Genomic DNA, 21,329 nt, shown 5'->3' with positions numbered 1-21,329 from the left:
TCGATTATCTCGTTGCTATTCTATCATTGCGATTCTCTCATTGCTCTAATTACTCTTGTGGAATCCGCACCAGGATAAAGACTAATAAAACTACCATTTTCCTTTAGTCTCAAGAGATTCTTACCTTGTAAAAAATAATATTCATTAAAATTTTTATCAAACACAACTCTATCTGGATTATTATATATATCCTTAATTTGATTTGTATATCCCATTCTATCCATTCCTGGATAATCCTTCTTATGCTTGGCAAACTTTTCTCCGAATTGTTTGTTATCAATTGTAAGTTGAGGGATTTTTAGGGCTGTCCCTTTAACATTATCTGGCTTTGAAGCAGATAAAGGTGCCGTGGCCACCTTCATTAAGCTACTAAATCCGCCCATCACTATCATATTTCCTAAAGGGACTGCTTCTACATATTCTTGATATTCAGATTTGGTCATAAACTGCCAAAACGATTGTTTACTCATTTCATCATTTGATAACCATATTATGGAGGCATCAGCTCGATAATACCCACGCAATACTCCATTATTTATATATGGCATACCTTCTATCATTACATCTGACATTTCATATTTTTGTGGACTACTCGAACAAAATCCAGCATGTGTATTATTTCCATTAGAAGAAACGCAATAATTACCTGATGGATCGCTATAAATCAACGGATTATTATGCACATACGTATAAAGGTTCTGACTCTGTGGATTAGTAATCTGCCCTTCATACGTATCCTCATTCAAAAACCGTCCCAAACTCGGTTCGTACCACCTAGCCCTCAGATATTGGAGATCCGTTGTATCATCCCACAGCTCACCAGAATATCGGAATGGATTATGCACAGTTTCCTCTTGTTTAGTGATATTTCCCCAGATGTCATAAACGTATTGGTTTAACACATTTCCCTGCTGGCTACGAATCTCTACAATATCTCCATGACCATTATATGCCGGATAAACGATACTTCCATCCGCATATCGAATGTATGCTAACTGGTTTCCTCTCAGGTAGCTAGCTACCAACTGTGGCTGGCCGTTTACCAAAATAGCCTCACTGATGATTTGGTCTCCATCATAATAATAACGGGACGTGACGCCCTTCTCTGTACGTTCAACTAGAAGACCATCCCCGTTATATTTGTAGTCTACTACTTCCCCATCTACAACCGCTTGGGTCAACCGATTTTGCTTATCATACACATAGGTTCTATCTGCAAAGGACTCATGTGTAGCACCGGAAACCAGCGTTTTTCGGTTGCCGCGAACATCGTAGGTATACGCCTCCCCTTGGTTCTCTGTACTGGTCAGAATCTGGTTTAAATCATCATAACCAAATGTATCGATTATAGAGACAGTTTTCTCCCCACTTTGGGTCCAGATCCTACTTTGAATATTCTTGTTGAGATCGTACTTATATTGGTAATCGTTCAATGAACGACCTGCCAGTTCCTCGTTTACCCGGGTCAAATCCAGTCCCGCATATTGATACGTATGACGCAGCCCGCTGTCCGTATCCACCTGTTTCAAATCTCCATTTTTATTATAGCTATAGGAAATGGTGGGCTGCTCCAGGTTAGCTCCTATGCTTTTCAGTCGATTCATTTGATCGTACGCATACTTGCTCACAACACCAAATGGACCTGACATTTCAATAGGGTTGCCGTTGGCATCATACTCCAAAATCTGCATCTTTAATTTATCCGGATAGGTAATTTGTTTCAGTAGTCCCGTATCCGAGTCATATTGATAGGAGGTGATTCCCATTTTGTCACTCATGGACAGGCGGTTACCTACTAGGTCATAAGTGTACTCCACTGTCTCATCGGGGCTGATTTTTTTCCATAACTGGTTGCGTTTGTCATACGTATAGTTCGTCGTTACTCCATTGCGATCCTGCTGAGATAGGAGATTCCCCGTATTGTCGTAGCTGTTGATCGTGACCTGATCCTTCTCGTCGGTCTCGGTCAGCACTAACCCGAGCTCATTATAGGTCTTCTGCTTGCTGCTGCCGCCCGGATAGGTCACCGATAACTGGTTGCCCAGCATGTCATATCCGTAATGGGTAGTTTCTCCCAACGCATCGGTTACCGCAATTAGCAGACCGTTGTCATTGTAAGCGTATTTCGTTGTCGAGTTGCTATTCGTCTGCTGCGCGATTTTGCCATTTACCTGATTATAAGTGTAGCTAGCAAGCTGACGGATCACACTTCCTGGAGCCTCTTGCTCTTCAAGCTTAATTTTTTGGCCATACAGATTAAAGGTCTCTATCTGGGAATAACCTTCTCGTGTGGTCGACGTAATCGTACGAAGCTCGTCGTTATACTTTTGAATCGTTTCCGAAGCATCCGGATACTCTACGCCGGTAGACCGATTCCAAGCGTCATATTGGTATAGATTCTTGTTGCCCAGAGCATCTTGAGTCCAAGCTTTTCGTCCGAATGCATCGTATCCCGTACTGGACTTCTTCTTATAAACACCTTGTTCCCAGATTCCGCTCTGAACTTGCCAACCCAGTGCGTTCCACTGGGTTTGGCTGACCGCTTTATTCTCGTCGGTAACCGTTATCGTATTCAATAGGTCATCATACACAGCGTTGAGATTCGATTGATCAGCAGCATGGGTGACAGTTGTTACCCGGCCCAATAGGTCGTAGGCGTAAGTGGTGCGACGGTCTTCTCCATCTGTTGCAGCCGTCAATTTCCCGTTTGTAGAGTCGTACTCTCCACTCACCGACACCGTGCGGGTCTGTCCTTGGGCATCGCTCACATCCATTTGTTGCTTCACCGGGAAGGCATGGTTTCTGCTATCGTACTCCGTTGTCGTCGTAATGTTCTTTTCTCCATTACGCACAGTCTTAGAAAGGATGTTCCCGTAGGAATCGAAAGCATTAAACGTAATGTTTTGTAGCAGCACTCCGGCAGCATTATTTTTCCGCATGGTAATGCTCGTAACCTGACCTTGGGAGTTTCGGGAATAGGACGTATACCGTAGAACGCCTTCATTGGCCGGCTCAAGCGTGCTTAAAATCAGGTGCCGGTCGTCATAGATAGACGTAATTGTACGCCCTTGAGCATCTGTAGCCTCGATCGTGTTACCGTAATCATCATAAGAAGCGCGGGTCGTCAGAACATCTCCATTTTTGTTATTGGAGGTGGTGACCTTCGTTGCTGACTGAGCCGGATACGATCGGCCGTCTACATACTTTCCGTACTCGTAATTTGTGGTTTTACTTAGTCCATTTGCGCTCTGCACCGAAGATTGCAGGTAGAAACGGGCCGCTGTCTCGGTATCAATGTAATCCTTCCGGTAGTTAAGTAAAGTTTCTGTCAGACCGTCACTAAGGGTGGTCGAGAAGTTGAAATCCTGGTTGGCGGACGATCCCATGTCAGTGTTGTTATAATACACCGACTGCCGGTTATATTCGGAAGACGTGCCGTTTTCATAGATAATCAGATCCCAGCGTGAAGACAGACGGAAGCTCTCATTATAGGAGCTTTCTCCGAGGTAACGCTTGACGGGCTGATCCTCAAAGTCGTACTTGGTAATCGCTCCTGTCGGATGCTGCACCTGGGAGATCAAGGCGTACGGGTTAGTAGCCTCTCGCTCTGTATGGTCGCTGAACAGATTAAAGCGAGCGTTTTTGATCTTATAGCTGTACGTGGTTTTCCGACCTATCGGATCTCTGACGCTATCCAACAGCTCTATGCCTTCTTCCGTATGTTTGTTGTACACGACTTTCCGGCTTCCTTGCGTCAAGGTAACGGCCTGCGATGTGTATTCAATCTCAATTGTATTGCCAATTGCATCCTTGATCTGGCTAAGCAACTTTGTACCATAGGTTGCATTATTGACATATTGAAATTTAATCGTATTCTGATTGGAATCTGCAATTTGTATTAAGAAACCCTCTGCGTTGAAATACTGCTTACGCAGTCCATCGGCGCTAGTTAGCACATACTGCGATCTCTCGTCGTTTACTGTCACCGAGGTATCCAGGGCAAAACTGATACCTTGCCATTCACTTCCTTTCAGCGCACCATTCTCGACGGTAAACCTACCACCGTCTCCTGGATGAACGATACTCTTGCCGTCTTTTAGTTCGATAAAAGGCAGATTCCAGCTCCAGCCTTTTCCTATGGGGTACATCTTCTCTGCTAGCGGCTTGGTGGTCCGATTATAATATTCATACCCGGTGCCGACGCCGGCTTTGTAAGAATATATAGAAGTACCTGCGGGAGAATTTACGTAATAGCGAGCCGTTTCCACCCCATTGTTGCTATCCGCACCGAGGAAGCCTCCTGCGGAATTGTTCAATTGGGTTTGCGCTGCAACTGCATCGCGATATTCATCAAATGTGCCTCCCAAGTACGACTCGATGGACGTATTCGTCCCCTCTACTTCCCGTGGCAGAACCCAGGCCACTCCGTCCCGAGAGTACTTATAACGTACACGTCCACTGCCACTAGAAGTCCAGGCTGTGTATCGATCAGGAGAATAATATGCAGCCCGTTCAACATAGCCCCCATATTTCTGAGTATATTGCCGGGTGTCCGGAGAGGCCTTCGTCCACACGGTGCCGGAATAATTGGCTTGAAAGGTTTTGGTGCAGATATAACCGGGAGTACCATTGGTAGCACAATCTTTGATAGTTGTAGTTCCGGTTCTAGTCAAATCGCCTGTATATCCTTCCGAATCGGAATATGGAATTTTCTCGGGGACTTCACCGCTATCTTTTTTCAGCTCCCAGACTCCTTTAGCACTATACGCGCCTTGTAGATCACGAGTACGGCTACCCGTGGCGTTTTTGCTTTTGGCTGGCGTATAGGAGCCGGTTACAGTCACAGGATCTACTTTTCCTAGCACCCCACTATATCCATTCTGAGGTGCAACGGTATCCGGAAAAGAGTTGGTGGCTGAAGTTCGGGACGCTGTCAGATAGACAGAGTCCATAGGTACTAAGTAAGTGCGGTTCGGAATCAGATTGACGCCATTCCGTGCCTCTTGCTCTGTATCGTAGACCCTATCGAGAATGGGCTCCTGAAGCACAGAACCGCTGGAGTGGTCAGTCACTCCATCTGCATTGTAATCGTACTCAGTAACCATTTTTTCACGCAGATATACGTCATACTTGGTAATTATGGGGACTCGTTTAACATTATAAGTGACAGCCCATCGATAATAGTCATAATCGAAAGTTCGAGAACCATAATCCATATCGTAGAACTGTGCGTCGCTGCTGTTATACTGACGACTTAGGGTAAACGAAAGTCCATTTCGTCCCGGCAACGTCAGATCGTCGCTTAGGAGCGACAGTCCTCCGCTTATACTAGAAATAGACTCATTGCTTGAGCCGATAGAATAAGGCGCTTCGCTGAAGGAGTTTTTCGAATAAACCGGCGGCTTCTCCAGTTTTGGATTTTCTGGCGCGTCCAGAGTAGTACTTCGCAGTAGAGAGCTTTGATTCGAGTATACATTGGAGATGACCGTCTCGGAAGCTTCCTCCGTAGCCGGATCACTGTATACGATACCCGTTACGCTACTAATCGGTACCAAGGGAATCCCTCGAAGGGCGGGTGAAGGAAGTTCGTTATACACCTCTGTGCTTACGACAGGAGAAAGATTAATTTCGGAAGAGCTAAATAGCAGGAGGGCTTCCTCATAGCTGATTTGCCGATCTTCGGATTGGTAGAAAAGATTGTAAATCTCATTTAACGAATAACCCTGATCCATCTGGCTTTGGATGAAAACTTCAGTAGTTTGAAAACGATCTAAAATATCCTGAATAGTTAACTGATAGACTTCGTTGCTTGATAAAACAGAATCGGAAATTACCGGAATATCTACAGCTTCTGCTTGCACAATGGATGTCGACATATCGCCCAGTAAATTAATAAAAAGCATAATAGATAGCAGAAAAGCTATCGTACTTCTTGTAAATACTCTTCTAGCTTTGCCCATCATATTTTCCCCTTATTCCATAGATTGGTTAGTATATTTTTTTATACAAAGTTTCTTCAAAAAAAAAATTACGTTCCTATCACTCAGTAAGTCAGAGGATGGAAAACATGAATATTTACCACTACCTTTTATAAATCCCCATTCCATTGTATTCAAAATTGACTAGAGTTAATGAAGTAGGGAAGGGCACAATACGAATGTTTATGTAAAACCACCGTAAATCCGCCTCCAAAAACAGTGATATTCTTTAAAAAAGTAAAATCATTTTGACTATGCGAATTTTTATTTATTAATAAGCGATGTCCATATCATATTTGTCACTTCCGGCAACAACAATCATACTGCTGAGATCAACTTCCGGAAGATTTTTCAAAGGAATACGCAGCTCTAATATTGCACTGGTATACACATTCCTTGCTGGGTTCTCTTTCATAACCTTGACAGATTGATAGCCATCGTTGGAATAGTCACCACTCCAATCCCACTTCCATAATTTCGTTTTTGGATCATAGGAATGTATAGTAACATCATCATTGTGCCAACTGCCGATCTCAAAGGATACTTCTCTTGGTAAAGGGGTGTTATTTCTCGTGAAACCGCTTCCTACCTTCGGCGAGGACAGATAGATAAAATAGTTATCGTTATCATAGCCATGTGGATTTAGCAATTCATACTCTTTGGTTCCGCCAAGCTCAATCATCACATACAGGTAAGTACTGTCAGTATTGTAATACACGCCCCGAATATCCCGCTCCGGCTCTTGAGTATCTAGCTCGGTATTTATAAAATCATTGGGATTGTCATAAATAAATGTATATTTGTTGTAAGTCCACTCAATTGGATTACCGTCTGCTATCGATTTACTCAAATTTGTTGTATTAAATATGGGGATCTTCTTGAGCATATTTCCATTATTATCATAGGTAAACTCGACAATTGACCCATCCGGATATTCCATCGATTTTAAACGATTAGATGCATCATACTTATTCTTGTTATCAATTTCGACGTAATTGCTATAAGTCCATTCGCTCCATGCGGAACCATTATAAGATCTGACTGCAAAATAATACCCTCCACTGCTCAGCTTATTGAAATCGACATATTTGGACGAAAATCCAGTTACTTTACTGGCTTGAAAATATGTAAGTGATTTCTTTGAATAAGTGAATTTAACGGCTTCGAATTGGGTCTGCGTTAATCCATTGACTTCATTTACTGTCCAGTTCAATCTAACTGAATTCTCATCCACCATAGTCGCTTTAGCTTCAGATACAATCGGACTAGCTATTCCATTATAAACAATGCTGAGCTTGGGAAATTTATTAGGATCGCCCGACCAAGGAGTTGTAAACTCCATCCTTCCTGAACCGCTCAACCCCATCGATACAGTGCTCTTGGTCAACAAATCGTTCTTAACGATGGAAGTCACATCAAAGGTATAGAACTGATTTGCGGTTGTAATATTGACTGAACTACCCTTGATTGAATTATTGAAAACGGGACGAGAATTATAGGTCACACCAATATCGGGCAAAGTTTGATTTAACGCATACGTAGTAACAGTGCTAGTACCAGCAGTTATACTGGGCGCGAACAATTGCAGGCTGGCTGAATTTATTTGAGCTTTTCGAATAGAATCAGTCAAATCGAACTTGAGATACGAATAATATTGATAATATTGACTGACAATACCGACTTTCATGACCGGTTCCCAAGTATAGGATTGATTGGCGTTATTAGGATCGACATATTGTGCCCTCACAGGCAAAATTGTTGTGGTGGGGTCTATGGTAATCGGGTAGACCAATCCGGTATCATCATAAGAGATTGTCAGTTCATTATCTTTCATTTTTGTTTCAATTTCTCGGTAGGTTTTGTTGCTGTCATATAGGTAAGAAGGCATCATAATCAAGTTTTTCAAGTTGCTGCTGCTTTGCTGGATTTGGAATTTAAAGGTGTCGGGGGCTTCTTTGGAATGAAGAATAATATTCTCCTTAATGCCTATGTTTGTAACCACCAGTTCAATATCGCTGTCTTGCCATACATCCTTGTACACAATAGCGCTCTCTTTATCTAATGCACCCAAAGAAGACGTTCCCCCCAGCGGTGTAATTGTAATACTTTCTTTATCCTTCCCTATGGTATATCCCATTGAAATATCATTGGGAATATCTACGCTAAACGGAACTTGAAATGCAGTGAATGAAGATGCATTCAAAGATCTGTTTTTTTTCGTGTTTGAGCTATAGTTTTTAGAATTTGCGAGTTCGAGCTTTTTCAAATGTGTATCTTTGGAAACTGTCTCTGGGATAGCATTTACTTCAGAATTTTTCGTAAGCTTTGTATTAATATCTTGGTACTTTCCTGTCTCATCCAAATAATGAACGGGAACTAGTGAGAAATCCTCTCTTATTTTTCCATCACTTTGCAGAAATCGCTTAGAAAACAGCGTACGCTCCTCTAGGAGTTCTGTTCCTGATTGTCGTACACTCTGCTTTGTTAGATTCAAATTATCGGAAGGCGTTTTCATTTCATCGAACATTTTGGTTCCGCTTACAATATTGTTCGCTTCCTTCGCCAAACCGTAGGTATCAGAATTTATTGTCGTTGTACAGAAAAAAAAGGTTAAAAAAATAAATCGGCTAATCTTTTTTAATTTTTTCTTTTCCACCGAAACTCCACCTCTTCAATGTAATTTAAGTACACATTCAAATTTGCGCAAAGGTTTGCACGGAACTAAAAAGCTCTCGCTCGGCATTCAAATGAATTATACTGATAAAGGTAATTAAAGTAAATATATGTATTTAGATCTTTTTGTCGTAATTTGTATAATAATCAAAAAAAATAATGATTTTTTCGCAAACAAAAGCAAAAAAATAATCACGGTATGGTTTTTCAGGAATAGATAGAACGTAAATATGATACGAAACAGGTGGACCTTCTTGTTTCCACTTTCAAGCTATGTAAATTGGCTAGCATGGTCTCCATAGGTTCAGAAAAAAACCTGCACTCATAAAGAGCACAGGTTTCTTTCTAGCAGTTTTATCCCTATTCATATAATAATATAAGCATTCATCTATTAAAATATACATTGTTATACTATTATCTTTCGAAAATATTATTAGATAATCAAGTTATAGGTATCAGAATCATTCATTTTCATTAATACTATATCTACTATACATTAGCACTAATAATATCATCTATTTTGATCCAATCATAGTCATCGTTTGGCCATCTCATTTTGATTTGATTCAATTGTTTATCGATCCTCGTAGCAATTCCTTCGATAACTATATTCTCATTAGGGTCGAACATAGTTAATGTGATTGCACTATGATCCTCAATTGACTTAGCCACCACTTCATTGATTTCATCCCATGCTTGTGGATCAAGCTCGGGTTTGTAGCGAATCTCTTGATTACGCTGATCTGCAATTATACGTCGTTCGTGTTCCGGCATAATCATTCGACTACTCTCCCAAAGTCCATTCCCTTCTAGCTTTTTTCTCACTATTTCATCCTCCTAATATTTTGTCCAGTATTCGATATTACCTCCATCCACGCCCCACCCTATCTCGTGTACGTCTGTCTGGGAGGTTTTAAGTCTTATGTCAGGAGTTTCCCAACCTTTAATGATTACAGCCCTCTCTAAGGCAGCGTGGGGCTCCCATTCGATATAATCTTTATCAACTAGTTCTTTAAATGCCTTATAAATTTTATCGGGAGTGCGCCCGCTTTTGATCTCTAGTTCTTTGAGGGTTGGCATATGAGAATGATAAACCGAAGAATGTTTCATTATCATAATTAGCTTACGTGCTGTGTCGCTAAGCATGCCAAAGCATCCTTAAGGCGCTTAACGCGTTATCTTTACGTTCATAAGATTCTCTGTGTTCCAAACCTATATCAAATCTGTAGATGGCTATGATGTGCCCAAGGAACTTTTTATCCGCTGATATTTTTCGGATAATCCATGGGTATTTTAGCAGCTCACTAAATACTGTAAGGGCTGAAGTAGAACTCACATTTCTTTTGATAAATTTACTCATGCTATTTCTCCTCTTTTTTTAACCGGTTGCCAAGCAAGGATATTATCGTTTAAAAACACTCTTGGCGCTCCGTTCCTCAAACAAGTAGCGCGTATTCTGCCGTTACGAATACCGTCCACATCTATTATTCGTTGTGTAATCTTCCCGCTTTTATCCTGATACACGATTTCAATTCTCTGGCCAGTCTGTATTTGCATAAAGAGCGCCTCCGAATAGGAACGTTTGTTTTCATTATACACGAACACATGTTTGTTTATCAACGTTTTGAAATAATTAACTACTTTCATTCAAGCTATGTGAGCATGTAGCTGCAGACCATACTAATGGTGTAGATAACCAATCTGGAGCGATCCTAAGCCGCTCCAATATCTATTGTTGCTTGTCGTTTGAGTTAATCGTCGAATTCCTTAAACAACCACCCAGGCATGTTGTGCAGGGTGATTATAATGACTTGAGTTTGAAGCGGTGTAAGTGCTATTTATTGACTCGAGTGTTCTTTTTCATACATATTAATGTTACGGCTGCAGGAGTGTTTTATGTAATCGATTCTCTATCATATTCATGCATCATATCCTCGATCCACTCTACATCTGTAAGAACTTCATAACAATCTACAGTCATGCGACCGTTAATTCCAGCTGCAGAGTTATCATCGGTATCCTGGGAGTCAAATATAGTGAGGACTCTATACATGATTGCAAGCAACTCAACTAATAAACCGCGATAAGTACTTTGAGATAAGCCAGGGAAGCATGCAGTAATAGATGGGTACGAAGCTTTAATTGCTACATCACTATCCCATTCACCTTCAAATGCCATAAGTGTGCCTTTTGCTGTGATCAGATTTTCTACTGACAAAATGTACTTTTCACCGGTACTTGTAAATAGCCCGAACGCTGCAAAGCGTGCTTTAATACCACCATATTTCGGTAACATGATGGATACTTCTTGAGCATGCTGTCCTAAAACCAACCTATTAATGGACTGCAAATAATGTGTGGTTTGTTCACGAATTTCTAAATGAGTGCATGTTAATGATTGCTGCTTCATTAATCGATTCCCCCTAAATAAAATGAAAAGAGGAAACACTTCTCCCAGTGGTTACTGTGAGAGGTGTTTCCTCTTGAAATGGTAATTATTATGTTTGAGTTAAAGATATCATTGGTAATCAATAAATTCAAATAAAATTTTCAATTAAACTGCCTGCGGATCGAAGACTCTATTTTTGAGTAACAACATCATCGAAGCAAATGGTCTCGATGATAGCAGTGTCTTTAGGGATGGCTCTACCCTGTTGTTTAGCAATTTCAAGCTCGGCTTGTACTAAATCTATAGCATTAGCTCGCGCTTCTTCTAAAGTATCTCCTAAAACACCAAGGCGAAATACTGGAATATACGCTGATACATTCCCCTCTGCTTTATCCTCTTCAAATAAGATCTGTAATTTAAGTGCTGTCATTATCATCATTCCTTTCAGAAAATTAGTAGTGTTTAATGGGGCGGCTAACACCTTGTCAGGCCACCTAATTGAAAAATAGAAGTGAGTTTCCCTTCTATCTCTCTTTAGGAGCCCGAAATATTATTAACTAGGGCTTAATTTGCTTAATAGATTTCCGTTTTTATAACTATGGATACGGGTCATATTACCTGTTCTCGTATTACAAACGTATAGGCGATCCGTACTCTTCGCTAGATTGTTCGGTTTTAAATCATCGATGTTACCGATCCATTCATTTTCAAAAGAGTAAATGGCATCCTTAGTTAATGGAATGAAATGTGTTCCACAATCATATACAAACCAAGCGAATTTGGAGCATTGCTCCATTGCTTTCAAGTCTTTTTTATAAAAGTCGCAGTGGAACTTAGAATGTATAACAACCTCTTCTAGGATTCTTTTCATGCGATTAATCAATGAAGGGTGTATTTGTTGAACAGGTTTTTCTATAAATATCGATCTACTCATGTAAAATTCCTCCCGTTTGGCTATATATATGCTAGTTCCGCGCTCCACATTATGCTGTGTAAAGAAAGCTGGTCTTCTTGGATGAAATCGCTAAGAGAAAGTGAACCTCCATTACGGCTTTTTAAAGTGTGACCTAAGTCAACCTCCATCTGCTTTAAGTACTCCCAATCCTCAGGGAATAGTCGTGAGGTACGCTGCATTTCCGAAGCTGTATTAAAGATGCAAAATTTACAGGAACAGCGGCTTACCCACTCATAGCAGGGATGTAGTTCGATTCCATAATCCGCGGCTAATTGGCGCACCTGGTGTTTAAGCATATCTTTAATGGGTTTCAACCAATGAACGGTGCGATTCTTTTTGTTCGTCGCATGTGCCGAATGAAGCATGAAAACAGGTTTCTTAGATCGTTCCTTAGATTCTTCAGATCGTTCACCAGTCAATAACAGGATCTTGCAATTATCGAATTGACGAACCCACTTCGCATAAACATCTCTTTTCATATACGAAGTGCAGAAACGGCAGCTGGAGTCCGGAAACATTTTACGGTCCCGAATTCTCTCTTCTAAACTTAAATCACCCCATATAACGATTAAGGGCAGATCAAGTTTTTCGCTTAAGTACTGAAGGTATCCATCGGTCTGCGGCCAATCAAACAATTGTCTTTTAGTCGTATCTTCTGGATCTCCATCGACACGCATATGGACAAGCTTGATTTTTTCTTTTGGAATATGATACCCGTGAAGGGCTACAAGCGCCGTTGCGACACTATCTACCCCACCCGATACATTGACATGAACTTCATCATATTCATGAAGCGGGAGCATCTCTGAAGGCAACTCAGTAAGTACATACTGCTCAGCTGTACGACTAATATCTACCGGATCCACTTTATCTCCTCCTATAGGCACAAAAAAACCATGGAACGCAAAAAGACACCAAACAGGTGTCTATCGTCTCCATGGCAAAATAAGCCCTAATATTTATGAACTGGTCGTGTTCCAGTACAACTCCAACTCTGTCGAATCACTAACGACAAGAGAAAATTCGATGAATCATAATATATTATATTTACCACATTTACAGATATTCGTCAATAAACTGCAATTTATAACAAAGAAATGATTGATAGACTAGAACTGAGCGTCTTCACCGACAGGGACCTGTAAATTGACTTATAAACTCAAGCTTTCCAAATGTTAATAACCATATATATTTTGCCTACAAGTTCTGGAAATAACGCGCTAAAGGTGTTATTTTGAGCACTGATTTTGTGACATATTTATTAATTCTTTACATTATAATATAATAATTAATTTTGATATATTCAGGTGATGTTATATCTATCGAGTGTAAGAAGAAATCGGGGGAGCGTCATGCGTAAAATTCAATTATTTGTAATCATCTCATTAGTAACAATTCTAACAGGGTGTATGAAAGAAAGTGATGTTCAAATACCAGATAAAGAAATTCAAAAAGAGAATGTGTATTTTCCTATTTACCCGTCATTAGATGAAAATAACGTTTACTTTGGAGCTGGGACGGGGAGCTTTTATGCACTTGATAAAAAAAATGGAGCTCTGAAATGGGAAAAAAAAGCTGTAGCAAATTTGGTTAATACTACAACAGTAACTAATAATGGTATCGTTGCCTACAGAGATGAAGCCTCCCTTATTGGCGTAGATGCGATAAGTGGTAAGGAAAAATGGAAACTAAAAGATAATCCTTCATATCCATATATCGCAAGTGATGGATCGCTTTATTATTCAGGGATAAATCAAGGTACAAATAAAGAGATGATTAAAAATATAGATATCACTACGGGTAAAACAAATTGGGAGTATGAGACGGTGGCAGAAACAGCATCACAACCAACTTTAGTTGATGATGTTTTATATATTGGTGGATTTAGTTATATCTATGGTTACAATATTAATTCAAACGAATATTGGGAATACAAAATCAACGAAGAAGAAAATAAAGCTTTTGGAGTTATACAAAATCCTCTAGTAGTAACTCAAAATAATGTTGTTTTTGGAACAGGTGGCTTTATCTATGCTGTTGATATCAAAACTCATCAGCTGAATTGGAAATACGAAACTGAAATTTCGAACGGAGATTATTATATTAGCGCATCTAAGGGAGATGTCTTTTTAGGGGATGGAGACTATATCATTGCTATAGATGATGCATATGGAACCGTAAAATGGAGATTTAACGCCAAAGGACTAAGTGCACCAGCGACAATCGAGGAAGAAATTCTTTATTTCGGTAGTGGAAATTACCTGTTTGCCATAAGTGCAATTGATGGATCTGAAATATGGAAGTATAAATCAAATGATACTGTTGGCTCAAAACCTGTTATTTCTGATGGGCAAATTTATTTCGGTTGTTTTGATGGATTTTTTTATGCTGCTGATATTAAAAATGGTCAAGCGATTTGGAAGTACGATTTGAATAATCATAAAGTGAGCAATTGGAGGAAAATCGAAGAGAAAACAATACCTGAACCAAGCGTGTCAGATATTGTTGCATCTAGTAATTCAACCGCACAAACAATTGAGCAACCAAATCCAATAGAAACACCAGAAACCATTGAGCCAAATAATGAAGTGGATTTCAAGAACTGGGAAACCTATAGAAATGAAAGATTTGGTTATATTTTTAAATACCCTAAAAATTGGAACCTGGGTGTATTATCCGGAGATATGTCTAGCATTGAAATTACTAAAGGAAAAGAAGTATCTCTGAGTGCATATGCAGGTTTTTATATGGAGGAATTTGCTAAAGATCTTACTAACTACGATAAGATCAAGTTGAAAAATAATGAAGAGGCTTATCTTCTTATCACTTTAGGTGAAGAAATTACAGAATTGGATCTTAGATATATTCTAGATAATAGTATTGAGTACTTATTAGGATTCAAAGTATCAACTAAGTACTACAATGAAAACAAAGAAATAATAGATGCTGTTATTAATAGTTACGAATTTTCTAAAGGTTTCGATGGATAATTGCCGTAACCAAAAGAGACTTCTTTCAAGGAGTCTCTTTTTTTTGTCTTGTTGAAGAAAAAACGTCTCTAGAATAAAAGTAAATCCCCAAAGATATGCAATCAACGGGGATTATTGTTATTAACTCTTTATATTTTAAAATACTTCCGACTTGGATTACTTTACTGGGTAAACTTCATCTGCATAGATTGGACGGCAACTGCCAAAACGAGCGTCAAAATTATTAAAATGTACGACAACACTATTAGTACTAAATAACTCGTTAAGGACAGCAGAGATTTGAAAAGCGGCCATTTCATTTGCGATCATTCGCTGCGGTTGATATGGCTCTAGTCCACAGTTGTGAGAAGGTGGAATAGCATCCTTCGCATCGATAGGATATACCGAATTAAGAGCTGGCAAAATGACCTCTCCTGCTTTCTTAAGACCTACAACGACTTGACCTGAATACCCACTTTCCAAATTGTCTAAGACTTCTTCCGGAGTCCACTCTTCCTCCGTCTTATCTTCAGGAATAAACACTCCTTCAATACCGGCATCGATGTAAATCAAATCATCGGTTTTATTGAAGTATTCATTCATGATGTTTCGTGAATAGTCGTAGGGTAAGCCCCAAGCGCCAAATATGTTTACGCATACCGGTTTCTCAAGGCTCCCCTCGGAACCGGACTTGAAGCTTTCACCTCATCCGGCTCTCCAGATAACTAACATCCTACATATTGCCTAAGTGTACCTTTGTGTAAATCCACGTGACAGTTCCTACATAGCGCTATAGTTTTTCGTTGTCTCGCTATCATTACTCTTTCCCATAGCTCCTTACCCTTCAAACCCTTGAGTTTACGTACATGGTGCATCTCTAGTTCTACCCCAGAAGTACCACACCATTCACAAGTGTCTGCAGCAAGTCTTGCCATAAGGCTTCCTCTTCCAGTGTAGATAAGCTTATTAGGTATTTGATCGACGTCTACATCAACGAACGCCTTCTCGGACCGCTTAAATGGTCCATTAAAAAGTTTGTTGATCTTTAGCTTCCCTTTGCTGTTCTTATATGTAACTGCAAGAGCGCCATCGATTGAATACTTTCGGCGTATCTCGCTTGCCGATGTCCTATATTTATTGGCGAGCGTCTTCTGAAAGCTTTGATGAATAATGAAGTACGGATGGTGAAAATTGAATATGTTATGTGCAAGCTGGTAGTAGTTATAAAAGCCTCTAATTGTTGCATTGTACGATCTGATGATTTCAAGTTCATCAAGATTAGTTAGAGGTTTGTTATGTCTGGCTCTCCAGCTACCATCTTGTCCAATTGACATATATCCGTTCTTCAAGAGAAACTCTCTTACTCTGTCGTGAGGCATGCGTAGTATTACATTCCCGTTGAGCTGTTTTACTAAGCCCCTCTTCGTTGGAATACCTGCATTTGATCTCGCGATTTCAATTTCGTACCCAAGAAATCTAATTGGCTTTGAATTGTGAGTGATGAAAGTTTTCTCCTCGCTGAGATTCAACTTCAACTCTTCCTTAAGGAACTGCTTGATTTTCTGTTTTAGTTCTGCCGCATCTTCTTTATTTCCGATTACACTGATAATAAAATCATCTGCATACCGGAAATACTTTAGCCTACGAAACCCCGCGTCCATGTCATCTTTGCTTGACATACTACGTTGAATCAGCTCAGATTTCCTTATCTTACCTAAGATTGTCTTTTTCTCCTTCCGATCAGTGCATGCCGCGTAGTATTTGCGGTACTTTTTGACTTGGAAGTTGGCGCTACCCCAGGCATTACTGTGTCCCCTTGCATCTCCCTTATTGAATTTCTGAATAAGGTTTTCCATAAAAAAATCTAGTTCACCTAAATATATATTGGAGAGTATTGGGCTCAATATGCCACCTTGCGGAGCGCCACTGAAAGTCTTATGATACACCCAGTTTTCCACGTATCCAGCTCTAAGGAACTTACGGATCAGATTAAGGAATCTTTCGTCCTTAATCTTTTTACGAAGGATGTTTATAAGAATATCATGGTCGATATTATCAAAGAATCCTTCAATGTCCCCCTCAACCCACCATTTAGTACTTTTACATCTATCCCTTATCTTAAGGATTGCTGTGTGACAGCTACGACCAGGTCTATAACCAAAAGAATCTTCAGAAAAGGTCGGCTCATATAGGCATTCCAAAATCACTCGGACTGCTTCTTGAACTATCTTGTCATCCATTGAAGGAATGCCCAATGGACGCATCTTACCGTTCTTCTTTTTGATATACGTCCTTCTGGTGGGGGTGGGACGAAAGCTTTCGTCCCCAAGAGACTTGATCATTCTGTTAATTCTATCGAGACTATACCCATCGATTGTCTTTCCGTCATAACCAGGCGTCATATTGCCTGGGTTAGAAGCTTTTCTCGAGTAGGCTCTTAAGTACAGCTCGGAATTGTAAAGAATACGATACAGATTCGTGAATTTAAAATTCTCCACTTTAGTCTTTTCTTGTAGGATGTCTAAAACTACATCAAGTCTCTGCATGGTATTCCACCATAACCTCTCGTATGTTTTAGAAAAGTAATCCTGCTCTCCTTCGCCAGCACCAGTAGTGTCACTCATGCCTCCATGAATGTGTGGGCGTCTTTCACGCTTCCGAATTTACGGCAATCCCTGTTAATTCAGGTTCCTCAGACTACTACGAGAGCTCCGACACCATATTGGATATTCATAGACCATTGTCTAATAGCTCATTCAGAGCGTTCCAACGTAGGTGTTCTCCGTTTAACCCTTAGCTGATATTTAAGAAACTACTTAGGCTCCCATTTCGCTCTTGTAACCTGCTTATTGTAGGCGGCTGAATCTACGGTTGACGTATGCGAGGATAACGAACCCACATAACCTAAAATTCACCTTCACTCTTTCCCACGATGACGTGAAGGGGGGCGCGTTCTTCCCTCCTAGAGCTTGGGTTCAGGCAATTCAGCTTTAGCCATATAGTTTCGTCTCACTCCAGAAGCACTCAGAATCGACGTGGTTTCAATTCTGCCACTTCTTCTGTTACCATGCGATTGTCCCCCAAGCGGTTTCCCTTTGAGGTAAGGTATGGAGTGGCAAGAGGCCACACTCTTGGCAGGCTTCCCTGTCATTCAGCTAAATGTCTTTTACGGACGCACGTTATCCACTGCTCCAATCAAGACTTTTTGAATATGTTGGTTATACTCATGACGATAATCCGTGAGAGTAAACAACTTCTCCAGAGATTCAACTGATTCAATATATGAATTTGTATAGGACCCAATTTTAAGTCCATAAGTTGAACCGTATCTCTTAGATAAAACATCGGCTTTTTTGAGTCCAATATCTGAAGAGATAAATGGTTGCCGAAGCAAATTTTTGTCTTCAATTGAATCCGGATCTGCTATGAGCAAAAAGGAATTCACATTACTAAAAGCACTCATTATTTTTGTAATTCGCTGAACTGCATATCCGCCAGTCCCTCCGCTACCAACGATCACGATATAATACATCATTCTTGAAATTGAAGGTAGATTATATTGTGATTTCTCTTTTTCATGAAAATCGAATAATCGAATCATTTAAACGACCTCCTGAGAGGTAATCACAACGCGATTTCTCCATTTTTGAGGATATGGTGTATAAGGAATTAGGTTCCACGAATCATCCTGGTTATCGTAGTTACCATCTATCCAGACAGACGAGAGAAGCGGGAGGAATTTACCTGCAACTCCAGCACGCGTCTTGATGTCAAAACGAATAACGCCATCTCCCTTTATCATTCGGCCAATTACACCATATAACATAGTGCCAACCTCATCATTGTCATCAATAGTACTGAAATAAGCTCTCATCGTATTGTGGGAGTGTATTTCAGCAACTCGCATGAGATCTGGTCTAAATTCAGTGTAATTCGGATCAATTGATTCTTTACTTACTTTTTGATGAGGCACATTCACAACATATTTTTTATTTATGCGATCCCAGTAGAAAACTCCCATTACCTCGACTTCTAAATCGGAATAATCCGAGAAGAAAGAGAGTAGCTGTAGCATTAAATGCTCAGGAATCTTCGGGAGGGAAAGCTTAAAGCCTTCTTGGCATTGATCTAAACTATTTCTTTCAGGAAGCTGGGATACGAGCTGCTGGAACCCTTCCCAATTCTGAAGTTCATCGATATTAGATCTGGCAACAAAAATACCAATTAGATTCTCACGAACTTCATAGAATCCATCCTGAGCTGCTAAGATATTGACTATTTCTTTATTTTCAACTAGCTCCTTTGCGGTAGAAAAAAAAACCGCGGGAGCCATCAATAAAAAAGGCTCCTTTCGAACCCTTAATAATAATCGGTACGATAATGTTTTGTTTTGCATCCCAGTCCATTTTTGTTCTACCTTTAGAACACTCTGGATGATCTTTCTGTAAGGCTTTTCGTACATCATCCAACGTGGTCACTGATAATTTATCGAGCGCAATATATTTGGTAATGGGACGGTTTATTCCGGCATAGCAGATAAATGTTGTACTCGTGAACACTGGTTTCTCTTCGGACTTGGCTACAGCAGACTTGATTGCAGTAGATGGTGAATTTCCAGCAAGTTCATTTTCATCTGCTGCATCTTCATTTTCTTGTTCATTATCAGACAAGGCTTCTCTCTCGCTATCATCCAGATTAGCATCATCGCATCCATCCTTAGAGCAAGAGACTGCTACAGATTGTTTACTCGGATCTGAGGCGTTATGCTTGCCATTCAGAATATTCGAGAAACTATTTTTATCACATTCTTTATTATCAGTAGATTTATTTAAATCCTCTGATTTCGTTTCAGCCGGGCTACTGAAGCCACCGCTAAAATAATCAAAGAGACTTGAACCACCATAGTTATCGTTATTAGTTGTCATTTTTATATCCTCCAGATTCGATCATTTTATTTTTATAATCATTGCTTGAACTAGCTAAATTCATTAACCCAATTAAGCAAAGTTTTTCCCGAATTTTTAAGATATTCTTCCGGGAAATCCTTCCCTTTTAACTTTTCTAATAATTCTTTATAGGACAGATTACTATTATTTGCATTATAGTAATAGCACTCAGTATTAGAAGAGTTAAAAAATAGTTCTGGGATCGTTGAAAGCTGTGATAACCGCTTAAGAATAGGACGCTCAGTTGACCCCCAGCAAACAACAAAATTATCTACATTAGAATAAGGAAATTGATAGATCTCTGAATCTTCATTTAGTAGACCATAGCTTTCAGTGGCGCCAAGAAACACCTTTGAGATAACGTATTCATCTTCGCGATGAAGTAGTTCGAACCCAAAGATAAGTCTAGGAAATGGAACTTCCTCAATTTCTTCCCTGTATAAAAAAACCGATCTTCGATGAGGAGCTACCTCTAGAAAGCAAGTACACTTTGAATTGTCATTATTTACTGAATAATACAAGGTACCACGTGGCAAGATCGGTGTAGCTAAGCCACCTACCTTAGCTGAGTGCGTTAACGCTTTAGCTATCGTTTCAAAGGTATGATATCCTTCGCCTATTTTGATTCCATCTTGATAATCTTCGACGTACGGTAGACTAAAATCAGATATCTTAACAAGTTGTACATTTCCTTTATCTTCTATCTCTAGGGATAAGTTCATGCTACCTCATCAGCCTCTCTATTATTTTTTGCCTTCTTATTTACTTCTGCAGACGAACTAATCAAGACAACCATATCTTGCTCTTGGAGAGAATTCTTACTCACATCTGTCTGGATTGTCGAAGACTGCAATTCCTTATCTATCTTCTGCAGGAGAACACTTCGAAGACGTTGCACCAATGTATTTTTTTTTGAATCTATGAGCTGTTGTACTTCATAACGTATTTCTAACAATTGCTTTAAAAAGTTGTGGTTGTCATCGGAGTATCCTAAAAGCTCGATTACCAAGCCATTGGATGAATAACTACCGGTCATTTCTCGATCCCCATACTCTGAGTCGGTACGCATTAGGTGATTAATGTTTTGTACAATCTTTAATTCTTCTTCTGGAGATAGAAGCGACAGCAGTTCCTTCATCTGAGGGAATGGGAGCGTTAGGGTAATGTTTTCACCACCAGAATCTTCGTACTTTTTTTCGTCGATTTCATATCCGCCAAAAATTCGAGTTATACACTCATTAAAGACCGTGAGCTGGGAATCGATATCAGTGTAATAACTACTAAGATAATTAATAGGAACACTACAAATGTCGATACCTGCATCATGAGTCATTTTTAGCATGACCATTGAATCGAATTGGGATTGCAATTGTATTACGTCCTCACTATAAAGATAGCTACTCTCCATTTTTTACACTC

Annotated in this window: 18 protein-coding genes; 1 reads left to right on the top strand and 17 read right to left on the bottom strand. The window is 39.9% G+C overall.

Going from position 1 to position 21,329, the window contains the following annotated elements:
• Positions 1-23 precede the first annotated feature (23 nt).
• From M2444_RS27590 to M2444_RS27545, 10 genes are all read right to left on the bottom strand, one after another.
• Positions 24-5,963 (bottom strand): RHS repeat domain-containing protein, encoded by a 5,940-nt coding sequence (locus tag M2444_RS27590; RefSeq protein ID WP_280788583.1) that lies wholly within the window; start codon positions 5,961-5,963, stop codon positions 24-26.
• 286 nt (positions 5,964-6,249) lie between these two features.
• Positions 6,250-8,634: a CBM96 family carbohydrate-binding protein gene (locus M2444_RS27585; protein WP_280788582.1), complete on the bottom strand. Its 2,385-nt coding sequence runs from the start codon at positions 8,632-8,634 to the stop codon at positions 6,250-6,252.
• A gap of 506 nt (positions 8,635-9,140) precedes the next feature.
• Entirely contained in the window at positions 9,141-9,476 is a 336-nt protein-coding gene (locus M2444_RS27580) for a YolD-like family protein (RefSeq protein WP_280788581.1), read from the bottom strand.
• Positions 9,477-9,488: 12 nt separating this feature from the next.
• Positions 9,489-9,797 (bottom strand): helix-turn-helix domain-containing protein, encoded by a 309-nt coding sequence (locus tag M2444_RS27575; protein WP_280788580.1) that lies wholly within the window; start codon positions 9,795-9,797, stop codon positions 9,489-9,491.
• Positions 9,790-10,011, bottom strand: a complete 222-nt coding sequence (locus M2444_RS27570; RefSeq protein WP_280788579.1) for a hypothetical protein — start codon at positions 10,009-10,011, stop codon at positions 9,790-9,792. The genes M2444_RS27575 and M2444_RS27570 overlap by 8 nt, the downstream gene beginning before the upstream one ends.
• Positions 10,008-10,208 (bottom strand): hypothetical protein, encoded by a 201-nt coding sequence (locus M2444_RS27565; RefSeq protein ID WP_280788578.1) that lies wholly within the window; start codon positions 10,206-10,208, stop codon positions 10,008-10,010. Before M2444_RS27565 ends, M2444_RS27570 begins: the two co-directional genes overlap by 4 nt.
• Positions 10,209-10,545: 337 nt before the next feature.
• Entirely contained in the window at positions 10,546-11,061 is a 516-nt protein-coding gene (locus M2444_RS27560) for a hypothetical protein (protein WP_280788577.1), read from the bottom strand.
• A gap of 169 nt (positions 11,062-11,230) precedes the next feature.
• The gene (locus M2444_RS27555; RefSeq protein ID WP_280788576.1) at positions 11,231-11,470 is read right to left on the bottom strand and encodes a type II toxin-antitoxin system HicB family antitoxin; all 240 of its coding nucleotides are present in this window, start codon (positions 11,468-11,470) and stop codon (positions 11,231-11,233) included.
• A gap of 123 nt (positions 11,471-11,593) precedes the next feature.
• Positions 11,594-11,974 (bottom strand): hypothetical protein, encoded by a 381-nt coding sequence (locus M2444_RS27550; protein ID WP_280788575.1) that lies wholly within the window; start codon positions 11,972-11,974, stop codon positions 11,594-11,596.
• A 20-nt stretch (positions 11,975-11,994) separates the two neighbouring features.
• Positions 11,995-12,861, bottom strand: a complete 867-nt coding sequence (locus M2444_RS27545) for a phosphoadenosine phosphosulfate reductase domain-containing protein (RefSeq protein WP_280788574.1) — start codon at positions 12,859-12,861, stop codon at positions 11,995-11,997.
• 486 nt (positions 12,862-13,347) lie between these two features.
• On the opposite strand from M2444_RS27545, the gene M2444_RS27540 reads away from it, so the two are divergent.
• Positions 13,348-14,985 carry an outer membrane protein assembly factor BamB family protein gene (locus M2444_RS27540; RefSeq protein ID WP_280788573.1) on the top strand — a complete coding sequence of 546 codons (1,638 nt, stop codon included), beginning with the start codon at positions 13,348-13,350 and terminating at the stop codon, positions 14,983-14,985.
• 156 nt (positions 14,986-15,141) lie between these two features.
• Here M2444_RS27540 and M2444_RS27535 read toward each other — a convergent pair whose 3' ends face one another.
• The 7 genes from M2444_RS27535 to M2444_RS27505 form a co-directional block, all read right to left on the bottom strand.
• Positions 15,142-15,567 carry a hypothetical protein gene (locus M2444_RS27535; RefSeq protein WP_280788572.1) on the bottom strand — a complete coding sequence of 142 codons (426 nt, stop codon included), beginning with the start codon at positions 15,565-15,567 and terminating at the stop codon, positions 15,142-15,144.
• 122 nt (positions 15,568-15,689) lie between these two features.
• On the bottom strand, positions 15,690-17,588 hold the full coding sequence (locus M2444_RS27530; RefSeq protein WP_280788571.1) for a reverse transcriptase/maturase family protein: 1,899 nt from the start codon (positions 17,586-17,588) through the stop codon (positions 15,690-15,692).
• A gap of 542 nt (positions 17,589-18,130) precedes the next feature.
• Positions 18,131-18,565 (bottom strand): ThiF family adenylyltransferase, encoded by a 435-nt coding sequence (locus M2444_RS27525; RefSeq protein ID WP_280788570.1) that lies wholly within the window; start codon positions 18,563-18,565, stop codon positions 18,131-18,133.
• Positions 18,566-19,297 (bottom strand): hypothetical protein, encoded by a 732-nt coding sequence (locus tag M2444_RS27520; RefSeq protein ID WP_280788569.1) that lies wholly within the window; start codon positions 19,295-19,297, stop codon positions 18,566-18,568.
• Positions 19,254-19,889 carry a hypothetical protein gene (locus M2444_RS27515; RefSeq protein WP_280788568.1) on the bottom strand — a complete coding sequence of 212 codons (636 nt, stop codon included), beginning with the start codon at positions 19,887-19,889 and terminating at the stop codon, positions 19,254-19,256. Before M2444_RS27515 ends, M2444_RS27520 begins: the two co-directional genes overlap by 44 nt.
• Before the next feature lie 50 nt (positions 19,890-19,939).
• Positions 19,940-20,632, bottom strand: coding sequence for a hypothetical protein (locus tag M2444_RS27510; protein WP_280788567.1), 693 nt, complete (start codon positions 20,630-20,632; stop codon positions 19,940-19,942).
• Positions 20,629-21,318: a hypothetical protein gene (locus M2444_RS27505; protein WP_280788566.1), complete on the bottom strand. Its 690-nt coding sequence runs from the start codon at positions 21,316-21,318 to the stop codon at positions 20,629-20,631. Before M2444_RS27505 ends, M2444_RS27510 begins: the two co-directional genes overlap by 4 nt.
• Positions 21,319-21,329: the final 11 nt, after the last annotated feature.

The organism is Paenibacillus sp. PastF-3 (assembly GCF_029893135.1).
In the GTDB taxonomy this organism is placed as follows: Bacteria; Bacillota; Bacilli; order Paenibacillales; family Paenibacillaceae; genus Paenibacillus_AQ; species Paenibacillus_AQ nitricinens.
Note: the sequence above shows the minus strand (reverse complement) of the source record. Positions and strands in the feature narration are given on the sequence as shown.

Coding starts and splice junctions, on each gene's coding strand:
- M2444_RS27590 (WP_280788583.1), bottom strand. CDS start 5,963: ATGATGGGCAAAGCTAGAAGAGTATTTACAAGAAGTACGATAGCTTTT.
- M2444_RS27575 (WP_280788580.1), bottom strand. CDS start 9,797: ATGCTTAGCGACACAGCACGTAAGCTAATTATGATAATGAAACATTCT.
- M2444_RS27570 (WP_280788579.1), bottom strand. CDS start 10,011: ATGAGTAAATTTATCAAAAGAAATGTGAGTTCTACTTCAGCCCTTACA.
- M2444_RS27565 (WP_280788578.1), bottom strand. CDS start 10,208: ATGCAAATACAGACTGGCCAGAGAATTGAAATCGTGTATCAGGATAAA.
- M2444_RS27560 (WP_280788577.1), bottom strand. CDS start 11,061: ATGAAGCAGCAATCATTAACATGCACTCATTTAGAAATTCGTGAACAA.
- M2444_RS27555 (WP_280788576.1), bottom strand. CDS start 11,470: ATGACAGCACTTAAATTACAGATCTTATTTGAAGAGGATAAAGCAGAG.
- M2444_RS27550 (WP_280788575.1), bottom strand. CDS start 11,974: ATGAGTAGATCGATATTTATAGAAAAACCTGTTCAACAAATACACCCT.
- M2444_RS27540 (WP_280788573.1), top strand. CDS start 13,348: ATGCGTAAAATTCAATTATTTGTAATCATCTCATTAGTAACAATTCTA.
- M2444_RS27535 (WP_280788572.1), bottom strand. CDS start 15,567: ATGAATGAATACTTCAATAAAACCGATGATTTGATTTACATCGATGCC.
- M2444_RS27530 (WP_280788571.1), bottom strand. CDS start 17,588: ATGAGTGACACTACTGGTGCTGGCGAAGGAGAGCAGGATTACTTTTCT.
- M2444_RS27525 (WP_280788570.1), bottom strand. CDS start 18,565: ATGATTCGATTATTCGATTTTCATGAAAAAGAGAAATCACAATATAAT.
- M2444_RS27520 (WP_280788569.1), bottom strand. CDS start 19,297: ATGGCTCCCGCGGTTTTTTTTTCTACCGCAAAGGAGCTAGTTGAAAAT.
- M2444_RS27515 (WP_280788568.1), bottom strand. CDS start 19,889: ATGACAACTAATAACGATAACTATGGTGGTTCAAGTCTCTTTGATTAT.
- M2444_RS27510 (WP_280788567.1), bottom strand. CDS start 20,632: ATGAACTTATCCCTAGAGATAGAAGATAAAGGAAATGTACAACTTGTT.
- M2444_RS27505 (WP_280788566.1), bottom strand. CDS start 21,318: ATGGAGAGTAGCTATCTTTATAGTGAGGACGTAATACAATTGCAATCC.